8 protein-coding genes are annotated in these 13936 nt (G+C 74.2%); 7 read left to right on the top strand and 1 reads right to left on the bottom strand.

Going from position 1 to position 13936, the window contains the following annotated elements:
• Positions 1 to 90: 90 nt before the first annotated feature.
• Positions 91 to 1068: a hypothetical protein gene (locus tag AW27_RS04345; RefSeq protein ID WP_236647455.1), complete on the bottom strand. Its 978-nt coding sequence runs from the start codon at positions 1066 to 1068 to the stop codon at positions 91 to 93.
• Between the two features lie 655 nt (positions 1069 to 1723).
• On the opposite strand from AW27_RS04345, the gene AW27_RS04340 reads away from it, so the two are divergent.
• The 7 genes from AW27_RS04340 (at position 1724) to AW27_RS04310 (ending at position 13934) form a co-directional block, all read left to right on the top strand.
• Positions 1724 to 2731 carry an aldo/keto reductase gene (locus tag AW27_RS04340; protein ID WP_052030047.1) on the top strand — a complete coding sequence of 336 codons (1008 nt, stop codon included), beginning with the start codon at positions 1724 to 1726 and terminating at the stop codon, positions 2729 to 2731.
• A gap of 537 nt (positions 2732 to 3268) precedes the next feature.
• On the top strand, positions 3269 to 4507 hold the full coding sequence (locus AW27_RS04335; protein ID WP_037916254.1) for a helix-turn-helix domain-containing protein: 1239 nt from the start codon (positions 3269 to 3271) through the stop codon (positions 4505 to 4507).
• A 181-nt stretch (positions 4508 to 4688) separates the two neighbouring features.
• Complete coding sequence (locus AW27_RS04330; RefSeq protein ID WP_037916255.1) at positions 4689 to 5189, top strand: cobalamin B12-binding domain-containing protein; 501 nt, start codon at positions 4689 to 4691, stop codon at positions 5187 to 5189.
• Between the two features lie 35 nt (positions 5190 to 5224).
• Positions 5225 to 6664, top strand: coding sequence for a methylaspartate mutase (locus AW27_RS04325; RefSeq protein ID WP_078556006.1), 1440 nt, complete (start codon positions 5225 to 5227; stop codon positions 6662 to 6664).
• The gene (locus AW27_RS04320; RefSeq protein WP_037916258.1) at positions 6661 to 7665 is read left to right on the top strand and encodes an asparagine synthetase A; all 1005 of its coding nucleotides are present in this window, start codon (positions 6661 to 6663) and stop codon (positions 7663 to 7665) included. Before AW27_RS04325 ends, AW27_RS04320 begins: the two co-directional genes overlap by 4 nt.
• Complete coding sequence (locus AW27_RS04315; RefSeq protein WP_037916260.1) at positions 7662 to 8936, top strand: glutamate synthase-related protein; 1275 nt, start codon at positions 7662 to 7664, stop codon at positions 8934 to 8936. The genes AW27_RS04320 and AW27_RS04315 overlap by 4 nt, the downstream gene beginning before the upstream one ends.
• Positions 8937 to 9146: 210 nt before the next feature.
• A complete protein-coding gene (locus AW27_RS04310) occupies positions 9147 to 13934 on the top strand; it encodes a non-ribosomal peptide synthetase (protein ID WP_037918021.1) in 4788 nt (1595 codons plus the stop codon).
• Positions 13935 to 13936 lie beyond the last annotated feature (2 nt).

Below are 13936 nucleotides of genomic sequence, written 5' to 3'. Positions count from 1 at the left end.
TGAGGGCCGTTTTCGGCCACGGCTGGCGGCGGCGAAGGAGCGGTGGTCGAGGCGCGGTGGGTCGTGGTCTCCGGGCCGTCCGGCGCCGGTTCAGCCCTCCGGCTCCGTCACCCGCAGCTGCCGCAGCAGGCCGCCGTAGTCCTCGTCGTCGTCACTGATGAAGATCGGGAAGGCGCCGGACACCAGCGCGACGCCCTCGACCTTGAGCCCCGAGCTCCGGGCCAGCATCCTCGGAGGGGCGACCGGAACCAGCTCCGCACCGAGGGGCCCGCCCCGCCGGACCGTGGCCGCGTGGTACACGGCACTGTCGAACGGGCCGAGGTCACCGGGGTCGTACGCGGACGAGAGGTAGAGATTGCCCTTCGCGTCGATGTCGAGGCCCGAGGCCGGGCGTGCACCGGGGGGCTCGGGTGCGGTGAACGAGACCGACGTCCAGGTCCCGCCGAACGTGATCGCACCGTTCCTGCCGACCTTCAGGCGGGTCATGTTGATGCGGGTGGTGTCGCTGCCCTGCGCCCGCTCGGCGTACACGAAGTAGTCCCGCCCGCCGACCGTCGCGACGGCCGTCGCCTCGACGTTGACCAGTGGCTCGGGTGTCTTCGGCCAGGGCACCGAGCCCGCGATCTCGACGTTGAGGTCCTTGTCCCACCGGGCGAGGTAGATGGTGGGGTCGGGGTCGTCGCCGTCGGCGTTGCTCTCCACCAGCAGCGCCTCGTCCCGGCCGGGCAGTCTGGCGATGCTCTCCAGGTCGTTCGGCACGGTGGGGAAGGCCACGTGAAGCTCTTCGACGGAGATGCCGTCGGGGTCGACCGGCGTCCGCACGATCGAAAGGCGGGGAAGGTCGCGTTCGGCGTCGTTGTCCCTCGCGTCGTGGCAGACCAGGAAGACCTCTCGTGGCTGCGTCTCCCGCCCCGGGCCGGTGGACCTGCGCTCGGTGGCGAGCCAGGCGATGCCGCTGAACTCGCGCGGCGCCCTGACCCGGCTGTCGTCGGGGGGCGAGACGCCGGCGGAGCGCTCGACGCCGCACGCGGCCAGCGCGAGGAGGTTCAGTCCTACGAAGGTCGACAACAGAGCGCGTGTCCGAAACCGACGTGCCATCGTGTGTCCTTCCGTTGCGTGGCGGGTGCCGTCCCGGATTCCGCCCCGCTCGGGGACGCTAGGACGGGGACTGCCGACTTCCCGCCAGGCACCGCCGGGAAGTCACCGGTCTGGCGGTGTGGTGGGGCCGGGTCCGCTCGCCCGCGCCGCCGTCCTCCGTGCTCCTGCCCGGGCCGCGCCCGCCCCCGGTGCTGACCCTGACCGCGGGGGAGTCCGGGCCCTTCGTCGCCCCGTGGCCGGGGTGTGTCGGCCGGGAGCCGCCCTCGGACCACGAGTACGCCCGGACATCGCCAAAGCCTCCCGCGGCAAGGGGCGTTGTCCGGTCATTGTTCGGCTGATGGACGCCCTCCCCGACGGACGGTCAGCTGGCATGCTGAGCAGCCGGACCCCCGTCCCCTTTCCTTGGAGAGCAGTGTGGATCTGAGCGCCACCGACGGCCCCGCCATCGTGCAGGCGGCCGACCGGACCGCCTCCGTACGGCACGAGGCGGGGTGCGTGCAGTGACCTCGGCGGAAGCCGGCGGGCCGGGCCCGGCCCGCCACCCGTACCCGTCGATCCCGGTCCGCGGCGCCGTTCGGCCCGGTCACCGCGTCGGTCGGTGGCACCACCGCGAAACGGCTGTTCGGTGAGCCGGAGGACCAGGCTCTTCCGGCCGACCGGGCAGCGGCTCGGAGCCGTGGGCCTCGGCTGCGCCGGCATGAGCCCCTGGATGTACGTCCGCCCGCACTCCGACGACCGGGCCTGGGCCGAGCTCCTGAACGCGGCCGTCGACCTGGGAGCCACGCTCCTGGACACCGCCGGCGTGTACGGAGAGGGCCACAACGAGACGCTGATCGGGTGGGCCGTCGCCCCCCGGCGGCACGAGGTGTTCCTCGCCACCAAGGTCGGCCTGGTCGTGGACGACCTCGCCACCATGACCCTGCACCGCGACGGCAGGCCGGCGCACCTGCGCGATGCGGTCGAGGCGAGCCTGCGCCGCCTGCGTACCGACACCGTGGACCTGTGCTACCTGCACCGCGTCGACCCGGCCGTCCCCCTGGAGGACAGCTGGGGCGTCCTCGCCGTGATGGTGGCCGAGGGCAAGATCGCCCGCCTCGGCCTCTCGGACGTCCACATCCGGCAGGCCGAACAGGCGCATCGCATCCACCCCGTCGCCGCCGTCCAGTCCGAGCTCTCGCTCTGGTCCCGGCAGGCGCTCGGCGGCCGGGACCCCGAGGAGGACATCGTCGGCTGGTGCGCCCGCAACGGCGCCCTGTTCGTCCCCTTCTCGCCCCTGGGGCGCGGATTCCTCACCGGGACCATCACACCGGACACCCGTTTCCCGTCCGAAGACCTGCGTGCTCGTCATCCGCGTTTCACCGCTCGGGCCCGCGCGGCGAACCAGCGGATCCTCACCCCCCTGCGCGAGGTCGCGGACCGTCACGGCGCCACCCCGGCCCAGGTGGCGCTCGCCTGGGTCCTCGCTCACGGCGACCACGTCATCCCCGTCCCCGGCACCACCCGCCTGACGTACCTGCGGGCCAACGTCGCGGCGGCGAACCTGCACCTGACGGCCCAGGACCTCGCCGACCTCGACCGCACACCGGAGGCGGCCGAGGGCCACCCCTCCGGCACCCTCGGGTCAAGGGTGTGACACGTCGCGGGACCGGGGAGGACTCCTTCACCCCGCTGTCCCCCGGGCGCGGAACACCCCGGTGCGCCGGGGCGACCGGCGGGCACGGCACGGTTGCCCCACTGGCCCGTCGATCCGCGGCAGGGGACGCGGGTGCGGAACCTGTCGTCCCGGTCCGCGCGGGCGCGGGCCGGGAACCGGCGCGGACTCCTGACGCCTGAGCGGGCGGTCCTCGTCCGGGCCCACACCCAGGAACCCCACACCCAGGAGCCCCACCAGCGGGAATCCGCCCTCTGCGGGTGCTGAGCCCGTTCACCTCCCGTGCCGAGGGGCCGCCTCCGGAGCGATCCGGAGGCGGCCCCTCGGCCGTTCCCGGTCCCGGTGGGGCGGGTGGTGATCCGCCGTTGATCGGCCGTAGAGCCGGGGCGGGGACCATCGGCAGCAAGGGGAACAACGGCTCGAAGGTCACCACCGGTCGAAGCCGCTCCCGGCGGGCCGTACGGCCTCCGGGTCCCTCGGTCCCCGGTACTTGGCCAACCCACGGAAGGTGGACGACGCATGCACGGTGTTACGTCGCTGCAGTCGACGACGGGCTTCGGAGAGCTGCTCAGGGTCCGGCGCGAGCGCGTCGGCCTGACCCAGCAGGTGCTCGCCGATCACGCGACCCTGAGCGTCCGCGCGATCCGGGACATGGAGAGCGGGCGGGTGCAGCGGCCCCGGCAGGAGACGGTCCGGCTGCTGGCCGACGCACTGCGGCTGGAGGGCCAGCACCGGTCGAGCTTCGAGGCGGCCGCGCGCCGCCAGGGGCTCGTGGAGGAGCCGCGCGACGAACCGACCGCGCCGCCGGTCGCCCGCGGCGCGATCGTGGGCCGGGAACTGGAGGTCGAGGTCCTGACCGACGCCCTCGCCGTCCACGGGGACCGGCTGGTGACCGTGGCGGGCCTCGGCGGGGTCGGCAAGACCCGGCTGGTCCTGGAGGTCGCGAGACGGCTGCACCTCGCCTCACGGTGGTCGGTGCGCTGGATCGACTGCGGCCGGCAGCCGGTGACCGGGCTCGCCCGGACGGCAGGGGAGCGGCCCACCCTGCTCGTGCTCGACGGAGCCGACGCGGGCGTGGACACGGCCCTGCTGGACGAACTGTTCCACCGCTGCCCCGGCCTGCGGGTGCTGATCACCGCCCGGGTGGCGCAGCCGCTGCCCGGCGGGCAGGTGATCCCGCTCGCTCCGCTGCCCACCCCCGGGCCGGAGCTCGACCACGATCCGGTGGCGCTGGCCGAGGTGGGCGCCGTACGGCTGCTGCTCTCGCACCTGCGCCGGCTGCGGCCCGGCTTCCGCCTGGAGCCGGAGGAGGCGCCCGCCGTGGCGTCGATCTGCCGCGAGCTCGACGGTCTGCCCGGGGCGCTGGAGCTGGTGGCGGGCTGGTCGACGGTGCTTTCCCCACGCCAGCTGGTGGCACGGCTCGCGGACGGCCCGTTCCATCTGGCGCCGCCCCCTGCGGGGTTCGGCGGCCGGGCGGACGTGGGGGCGGCGCTCGGGGCCGCGCTGGACCGGCTGACGCTCGGCCAGCGGGACCTGCTGGAGCGGCTCGCGGCCACACCGGGGGACTGGTCGGGCGAGGATGCCGTCGAGCTGAGCGGCCGCCCCCCGCAGGAGTGCCTGGCGGCGGTGCACGAGCTGCTGGCGAGCGGCCTCATCCGCAGCGTCCCGGCCCGCGACGGCGTCCGGTTCACCGTGCTGAACCTGTGTCGGCGCCTGTGCGGGACCGGCGTGTACGCGCAACTGGCGGCCGCGGGGTGAGACCCGGCCGACCGTCCCGTCCCGTCCCGCGGCCGCGTCCGCGGTCCGGCCTGGGCGGATACTGCCCGAATCCTGCCGGGCGAGCTGCCGGTCCGGTACCGGGATCCTTCCTAGCGTTCTGTCCACGGCCGGGCGGGCCCGCCCCCCGGACATCCACCCACCGACACAGAGGGTTTGCGCCGTGGAGCAGCATGCCGTGGAGCAGCACGGAAAGGCCGAGCCGGCCGGTCTGGAGGTCGTCGTGACGACCATGGCCTCGGACTCGCACACCTGGAACCTGGTCTTCCTCCAGCTGCTGCTGGAGGAACTCGGACACCGGGTCACCAACCTGGGCGCCTGTGTGCCGGACGAGCTGCTGGTCGCCGAGTGCCACCGGATCGGACCGGACCTCATCGTCCTGAGCAGTGTCAACGGGCACGGCTTCAACGACGGACTGCGGGTGATCGAGGCGTTGCGCGCCTGCCCCGAACTGGCCTGCACGCCCACCGTGATCGGAGGCAAGCTCGGGATATCCGGTTCCGGTTCCGGCACGTCCGCCCGGCAGCGGGCGCTGATGACGGCGGGTTTCGACGGGGTCTTCGAAGAGGGCGGCTCGGTGCTGGACTTCCGGTCGTTCGTCGGCTCGCTGCCCACCGGATCGGGCTCCCGGGCCCTGCCCACCGGGTCGGGGGTGCTGCTGTGACCGGGGCCGCCGGCGCACCGGGCGGTGCCCCGGCCGTGCGCCCGGACGCCACCGTCGCGCTCGCCTCCGGCTTCGGTGCCTTCGTCGCCCGGGCCCGGGCCGCCGGCACCCTGGTGGTCCAGCCCCGGATGGGCATGGCCGATCCGCTGCGGATGCGCGACGGCCTGCGAGCCACCCGGGACGCGGACGCGGTCACGGTCGGCACCGTCACCCTGGACAGCTACACCCGCACCGGCGACCTCGAAGCCGCCCGGCGGGCCCTCGCCGACGGCGTCGGCCTGAACGGCTACCCGATCGCCACACACCCCGCCGACACCACCCGCGCCGTCCTCAGGGGTGTCGCGGGGGCGCGCTTCCCGGTCCAGGTCCGGCACGGCTCGGCGATGCCGGAGCACATCGTCCGCGCGCTGCTGGCGGTGGGCCTGGACGCCACCGAAGGCGGACCGGTCTCGTACTGTCTGCCCTACAGCCGTACGCCGCTGCGCGAGGCGGTCGCCGCCTGGCAACGCGGCTGCGAGCTGCTGGCCTCGACCCGCGAACACGGTGCCGAGCCGCACCTGGAGACTTTCGGCGGCTGCCTGATGGGGCAGCTCTGTCCGCCGAGCCTGCTGATCGCGGTCAGTGTGCTGGAGGCGCTGTTCTTCCGGCAGCACGGCCTGACCTCCGTCTCGCTCAGCTACGCCCAGCAGGCCGATCCGCGGCAGGACGAGGAAGCGCTCACCGTCCTGGGGAGGCTGGCCGCGGAGTTGCTGCCGGACGTCGACCACCACGTCGTGCTGTACGCCTACATGGGCGTCTTCCCTCGCTCGGCCGGCGGCGCGCGGCTGTTGTTGGAGGACGCGGCCCGGCTGGCGGTGCGGGCCGGTGCCGCCCGGCTGATCGTCAAGACCGTCGCCGAGGCACACCGGATACCGACCGTGGGGGAGAACGTCCGGGCGCTGGAGACGGCCGCTGCGGCCGCCGCCGAAGAGCGCGCCCGCCCGGCGCGAACCGCTGCGGGGCCCGCCCCGCACGGGGCCGACACCGGCATCGAGGCGGAGGCGCGGGCGCTGATCGGGGCGGTGCTGGAGCTGGACGCGGACGTCGGCCGGGCGCTCGTGAGGGCCTTCGCCGCCGGATACCTGGACGTCCCCTACTGCCTGCACCCCGACAACGCCGGCCGGGCCCGGACCTCGCTGGCGCCGGACGGCCGGCTGCTCTGGTCGAGCGTCGGCTCGATGCCGATCGCCGGCCTCGCGGACGGCGGCCCGCGTCCGCCGATCCTCGGCTCGGCCGGGCTGATCTCGGCACTGTCCCACGTCCAGCGGACCTACGACGACCGCGCCGCGGAAGCGTACGCCGTCGGCCCGTCCGCCGCAGCCCGTGCCCCTGAGGCGCTTCGCGCGCCCCCGCCGTCCACTGCCGTACCGCCCCGCACGCCCGTACCGCCGCGTACGACGTCCACGCCACGACGAGAGTTGGGACCGACCACATGACCACCGACGGGCACACGGCCCCTGTCGCGCCGCTCCCCGACCCCGGGCGCCACCTGACCGCCCCGGCCACCCGCAGTGCGCTGCGGATCCAGCACCAACTGCTGTTCGCAGCACGTGAGTTCCTGCGCGGACGCGGCTTCACCGAGCTGCTCCCGCCGATCATCGGGCCGGTCACCGACCCCGGCTCGCGCGGCTCCAAGCAGGTCGACGTCGACTTCTACGGCCACCGCTACAAACTGATGACGAGCGCGATCCTCTACAAGCAGGCATCGCTGCTGGCTTTCGACAAGATCTTCTGCATCGCCCCCAACGTCAGACTGGAACCGCTGGAGACCGCCGGCACCAGCCGCCACCTGGCCGAGTTCCACCAGCTCGACGTGGAGATGGCCGGCGCGAGCCGCGACGACGCCGTCCGGCTCGTCGAGGACCTCGTGGTGTACATGGTCGACAGCACGGTCCGCGAGCTGCCGAAGGAGTTCGCGGAACTCGGCCGGGACACTGCCGCGTTCACCGAACTGCTCAAGGGGTCCTTCGGTCGGATGCGGCACGCCGAGGCCGTCTCCGAGTTGCGAGGACTCGGCCACCCGCAGAGCCCGGACGCGGAACTCGACTGGGGCGGCGAGGCGTTGCTCTCGGCGCAGCGGGACCGGCCGTTCTTCGTCACCGACTACCCCAAGGGCTCGCGCGGCTTCTACGACCGGGAGAACCCTGAGCAGCCCGGCCTCCTGAAGAACTTCGACCTGATCGCCGCCGAGGGCTATGGCGAGCTGTGCAGCGGCAGTCAGCGCACCAACGACTACGCGGAGATCGTCACCCGGATGAGGGAGACCGGCGAGAACCCGCAGAAGTACCGCTGGTACCTCGACCTGGTCCGCGAAGGCGTCCCCGGCAGCGCGGGCTTCGGTGTCGGCGTGGAGCGGCTGACTCGCTACGTCGCCGGACTGGACGCCGTCTGGCAGGCCAGCGCCTTCCCGAAGCTGGCCGGGGTGGTGTCACCGTGAGCGACCTCTGCGCGCCCGGCTTCCCCGAGGAGGAGGTGCGGCACCGCGCCCGGGCCGGAGCGGCGGCCGCCTTCCCGCCGCCCGGCGCGTACGGCCGGGTCCTGTTCGGCGCGGAGCACGGAGGGGACGCCCGGCCGGACGCGGGGCGCGATCTGCTCGACGGGCTCCGGATCACCCCGCCGGTCCTCATGCCGCAGCGGCTCGCCCGGTTGATCGACCTCGGCCGTGAGCCCGACTACCGGGACGTCGAACTGACCACCGAGATAGGCGGGTTCACCTCGTCCCTGCCGGTGTACGTGTCGGCGCTCGGCTCCACACGGGCGGCCGGCGGCGACCTCGGCCTCGCGCTCAGCCGGCAGGCGGGCGCGCTCGGCCTCCCCATGGTGATCGGTGAGAACGTCGTGCCCGTGAACGGCTACGGCAGGCAGGGCGAGGCGGCCGACCGGGCGCTCCTCGGTCGCCTGCGCGCCTACACCGGGCAACTGCCCGACGGACGGGGCGGGGTCGCCGTCCAGCAGTCCACCGAGGACGCCGACGCCGAGGTGTGGAACCTCGTCTACAGCGACCCGGCTGCGTCGCCGCTCCTGGCGTCCGGCCGGCTGGCCTTCGAGCTGAAACTCGGGCAGGGGGCCAAGCCCGGCCTCGGCGGGATGACCGTCCTGGACGCCGAAGCGGCCACGCGGGTCGGCGACCGGTACGGGCTGGACGACGTGTTCGGGGACGGCCGGGTCCTGCGCTCCAGTACTCCCGGCACCTTCACCGCGGAGATCCTGCGCCAGCAGATCCGGCTCATGCGCAACAACTTCCCCCGCGCCCGGGTGTGGGTGAAGTTGCATCCCGGCCGGGACGTCGCGGAGGCCGCCCGGGTGGCTGCCGAGGCGGGTGCGGACGCCGTCACCGTGGACGGTGCCGAGGGCGGCACCGGCTGGGCCCCCGGGGCCTTCCCGGACCAGGTCGGCCTGCCGCTCGCGGAGTGCCTGCGCCGGCTGGCGGCCGCCGGTCCGCCACCGTGCCTGCTGGTCTCCGGTCGGATGTGGGAGGGCGGCAGGGCGGTGAAGAGCCTGGCGCTCGGCGCCCGCGCGGTGGGCCTGGGACGGGCCGCCCTGCTCGCCACCGCCGAGGATCCGCAGGACGGGCTGATCCGTTTCGCGGAGTGCCTCGCACTGGAACTCCGGCTGCTGATCAGCGCCCTCGGAAAATACGCGCCGGAGGCGCTGGACCGCGACGACGTCTGGTCCCCGGATTTCCCCGGAAATCCTGCCGCCGGATAACCGAAAATATCTTTCCCGCAGCCCGCCGGGGCGCCCGTGTGCGCTCCGGCGGGCCCTTCCGTCTGCGCATGATGCTGCCCATCGAGTCCTCGTCCGGGCGGCAGTTGAAACTGCCGATCGCCTTCCGGGCAATCTGCCGATCGCCTCGGAAATGCGGCCCTATCGTCGAGACGACTACCCGCAGCGTCGTTAATTCATCGGGGTTGGATGATGGAATCTCGCGGTTTTCCCTTCATATCCGTCGCACGCCGGTTCCCGGACCGCCCGGCCCTGAGGCTCGGCGCCCGGACCGTCACCTACCGGGAGCTGGACGAGCTGAGCGGCGCCCTCGCCGCCCGGATCGCTGCCCGGACCGGGCCCGGCGCGACGGTGGCCGTCACCGGCCGGGACCGGCTCGACCACGTGGTCGGCCTGCTCGCCGCGCTCCGGGCCGGCGCCACCTACCTGCCGCTGGACCGGGAAGCGCCCGAGGAGCGCAACCGCTGGATCCGTACGGACGCGGGAGCCACCCTCGCCTGGGCCGACGGCGAGCTGGCCTGGGTCGACGGTGAACGGGGCGGGGCCGACGCCGTCGCCGCGGCCGCGGCCGCAGCCGACCCCGATCCGGGGACGGGCGGCCTGCGCTCCGCCGCGGGTTACCTCATCTACACCTCCGGCACCACCGGCCGTCCCAAGGGCGTGCACGTACCCCTCGCCGCGCTGACCGCTCACCTGGCCGCCGCCGTCGAGTGCTTCGGCCTCACCGAGGACGACGTGGTGCTGCACCTCGCCCGCCCCACCGTGGACGTCGCCGTGGAACAGGTGCTCACCACTCTCTCGGCCGGCGCCTGCCTCGTCGTACCGGAGGAGCAACTCCTCGCCCCCGCCGCTCTGCTGGAGCTGCTGGACACCGAGGGGGTCACCGTGGCCAACGTCGCCGCCGGATACTTCCAGGAGGTGGTCGGCGCGCTGCGCGAGGGCGCCCGTCCGCCGCGCGGCCTCCGCCTGATGATCTCCGGCAGCGACCGGCTCCACCCGGCCGCCGCCGAGCGCTGGCGGACGGCCACCGCAGTCCCCCTGCTCAACGCCTACGGCCCGACCGAGACCGTCGTCACCGCCACCGTCCACGAACTGTCCGGCCCGGCCGGCAGTCCGGCCGCCGGCCCGGTCGGCACCGTGCCGATCGGTCGCCCGCTCGGCGGACGCCGCGCGTACGTCCTGGACGACCGGCTGCGGCCGGTGGCGCCCGGCGCCTCCGGTGAGCTGTACCTCGGCGGGCCGGTGCTGGCCTCCGGCTACCACGGCCGCCCCGGTCTGACGGCGGGCCGTTTCGTCGCGGATCCCTTCGCGCCGGAGCCGGGTGCCCGGATGTACCGCACCGGTGACGTGGTTCGGGCGTCCGGCACCTATGCCCCGCTGGAGTTCGTCGGCCGCACGGACCACCAGGTGAAGGTCCGCGGCTACCGGGTGGAGCCCGGGGAGGTCGAACGGGCGCTGGCCGGTCATCCCGCCGTCGCCGCGGCGGTCGTCGTGGCCCATCAGGGCCGACTCGCCGCCTACGTGACCGGAACCGGCGCCACCGCTCCCGAACCGGCCGGGCTGCGCGCCCACCTCGCCGAGCTGCTCCCCGAGCACATGGTCCCCGCGACCGTTACGCCGCTGGAGGCCTTCCCGCTGACCGCCGGGGGCAAGGTGGACCGGGCGGCGCTGCCCGAGCCACAGGCCGAGCCGCCCGCGCCGGCCGTCGGCCGGCGCCCGCCCCGCACCCAGGCCGAGCAGCTGATCGCGGCCGTCTGGGCCGATGTGCTCGGCGTGCCCGAGGTCGCCGCCGACGACAACTTCTTCCACCTGGGCGGGGACTCCCTGACAGCGGTGCGCGTGGTCGGCCGCGTCTTCGATGTCTTCGGCATGATCTCCCCGTACACCATCTTCGACGCGCCGACCCTCTCCGAGTTCGCCGCCGCGGTCACCGCCGCCGCGGACGACGGCGAGCGCCCGGCCCTGGAGCGCACCGGCGTCACCGAGGCGCCCCTCGCGGACTTCCAGCGCGGGCTGTGGTTCCTGGACCAGTGGAACCCGGGTGCGCCCACCTACATCGTGCCCTGGGTGTTCCGCTTCGCCGGGCCGGTCGACCCGGAACTGCTCCGCCTCGCCCTGGCCGGCGTGGTCGATCGGCACGAAGCGCTGCGCACCACCTTCGCGCTGGGCGAGGACGGCCCCCGGCAGATCGTCCACCCCTCCGTGGAGCTGCCGTTCACCGTCGTGGAGACCCGCCCCGACGCCGTGGACGGCCTGCTGTCCGAGGCCGCGCTGGTGCCCTTCGACCTGGAGGCCGGCCCGCTGGTCCGCGCACACCTGTACCGCGCGGGCGACACGTCCACCCTGCTGCTGCTCTGCCACCACATCGTCTGGGACGAGGGGTCACTGCCCGTCCTGGAGGCCGAACTGGCCGCACTCTACGAGGCCCTCGCCGCCGGCCGACCCGCGGACCTGCCCGAACTCGCCGTCCAGTACGCCGACTACAGCGCCTGGCAGCACCGGGACGGCACCGGGGAACGGCATCTCGGCCACTGGCGCGAGCACCTGCGCGGCGCGCCCACCGAGCCGGTCCTCCCCACCGACCGGCCGCGTCCCGAACTCCAGTCGTTCCGCGGCGCGTTCCACCGCTTCGCGATGCCCCGGCCGGTCGCCGAGTCCGTGCGGGCTCTGGCCCGCAGCGAGGACGCGACACCGTTCATGGTGCTGCTCGCCGGGCTTGCCCTCACCCTGCACCGGCGGACCGGCCGGCGCGACCTGGTGCTCGGCTCCCCGGTGAGCGTCCGAGGACGAGCCGAACTCGACGCGCTGATCGGCTACTTCGTCAACCTGCTGCCGCTGCGCGTGCGGGTCGACGAGGGGATGGACTTCCGCGACCTGGTCCGGCACGTCCGAGAGGTCGCGATCGACGGCTACCGTCACCAGGAGGCGCCGTTCGACGCCATCGCCGGCGCCGTCATGCAGGAGCGCCCCGATGATCGGACCGAGGACCGCAACCCGCTCTGCCAGGTCCTGCTGGAGCTGCACCCGCTGGACGCCCGTCCGCTCACCGTCGGCGGCATCCCCGTCACCCGTGAGCTGCACTCCAACCCGGTCTCCCGCTTCGACCTGTCGATCTCCGTCGACGACCGGGGCACCGACTTCACCGGCCGTTTCGAGTACGACTCCGACCTGTTCGACCCCGCGACGATGGCCGACCTGTGCGAGGCCTGGCTCGGTACCCTCGCCACCGCCGTCGAAGTCCCGGTACACACGCTCTTCGAGGACCGGGCCGCCCGCGACCCGCAGGCCCTCGCGCTGGTCTGCGGCGAGGACCGCCTCGACTACGGCAGCCTCAACACACGGGCCAACCGCCTCGCCCACCACCTGACCGCTCTGGGCGTCGGCCGCGGCGACACGGTCGCCGTCCTCGTCGAGCGCGGACCGGACCTGGTGGTCGCCCTGCTGGCCGCGCTGAAGGCCGGAGCCGCCTACACCCTGCTCGACCCCGATTTCCCGGCGGACCGGCTGGCCGGCGCGGTCGCCGACTGCGGTGCGGGTCTGCTCGTCACCCACCGCGCCGCGAGCCCGCCGTTCCCCGTCACCCGCCACCTCGACCTGGACACCGAGGCCGCCGCCGTCGCTGCCCGTCCCGGCCACGACCCGGACGCGACGGTCACCGGCACGGACCTCGCATGTGTGATGTTCACCTCGGGCTCCACCGGCCGGCCCAAGGGCGTTGCCGTCCCGCACCGCGCCCTGACCACCACCTACCTCGGCCAGGACTACGCCCGCTTCGGACCCGACGAGGTCTGGCTCCAGTGCTCCCCGGTCTCCTGGGACGCCTTCGCCCTGGAGCTGTACGGTGCGCTCGCCTTCGGCGGGGTGTGCGTGCTCCAGCCCGGCCAGCGGCCCGACCCGCAGGCCGTCACCGAGCTCACCCGCCGCCACGGCGTCACCCAGCTCCAGCTGTCCGCCAGCCTGTTCAACTTCCTGCTGGAGGAGTACCCGGAGACCTACGACGACCTCAAGGTGGCTTTCACCGCCGGTGAGCGGGCCTCGGTGACCCACGTCGGCAAGGCGCTCGACCAGTACCCGGACCTGGTCGTCGCCAACGGCTACGGCCCGGTCGAGAGCCTGGGCCTCACCACCTGCCACCGGGCCACCCCCGAGGACGCGGCGGGCTCCTCCATCCCGATCGGCCTCCCGCTGCACGGCAAGGTCGTCCACGTCCTCGACGGGCGGCTGCGTCCCGTCGAGGACGGCACCACCGGCGAGCTGTACGCGGCCGGCGGCGGGCTCGCCCTCGGATACGTCGGCCGACCCGGGCTGACCGCCGAGCGGTTCGTCGCCTCCCCGTTCGGCGCCCCCGGCGAACGCCTCTACCGCACCGGCGACCTGGGCCACCGAACCCCGGAAGGAGTCCTGGAGATCACCGGCCGGATCGACGACCAGGTGAAGATCCGCGGGTTCCGCGTCGAGCCCGGCGAGATCGAGGACGCGCTCACCCGCCATCCGGCCGTGGCGGAGGCCGCCGTCACCGTCCACGAGCCCGCCCCCGGCGACCGCCGGCTCGCCGCGTACGTCACCGTCACCGCCGCGGCGCATGCGCCCGACCCGGGCGCCCTGCTGGACCACCTCGCGGGGATGCTGCCCGAGCACATGGTGCCGGCCACCCTCGACGTCCTGGACGCGCTGCCGCTCAACCAGAACGGCAAGGTCGACCGCCGCGCCCTGCCGGCCCCGGCCGAGCGCCGCACCGACGCCCCTGGCGAACCGCTCGACCCGGGCCAGCGGCTCGTCGCCGACGCCGTCCGCGACGTCCTCAAGCTGGCCGACGACCTCGGCCCGGACGCCGACTTCTTCCGGATCGGCGGCAACTCGCTGGCCGCCGTACGGGTCGCCATGCGGCTCTCCCAGCAGACCGGCACCCGGGTCCCGCCCCAGGTGGTCTTCCGGGGCCGCACCGTCGCCGCCATCGCCGAACGGCTGGCCGCCCGATGACG

This window comes from Streptomyces sp. PCS3-D2, from assembly GCF_000612545.2.
In the GTDB taxonomy this organism is placed as follows: Bacteria; Actinomycetota; Actinomycetes; order Streptomycetales; family Streptomycetaceae; genus Streptomyces.
This window is presented reverse-complemented; position numbering and strand designations above follow the sequence as displayed.

What these genes read in the sequence shown, in the direction of transcription:
- AW27_RS04335 (WP_037916254.1), top strand. Translation starts at nt 3,269, where the DNA reads ATGCACGGTGTTACGTCGCTGCAGTCGACGACGGGCTTCGGAGAGCTG.
- AW27_RS04320 (WP_037916258.1), top strand. Translation starts at nt 6,661, where the DNA reads ATGACCACCGACGGGCACACGGCCCCTGTCGCGCCGCTCCCCGACCCC.
- AW27_RS04310 (WP_037918021.1), top strand. Translation starts at nt 9,147, where the DNA reads ATGGAATCTCGCGGTTTTCCCTTCATATCCGTCGCACGCCGGTTCCCG.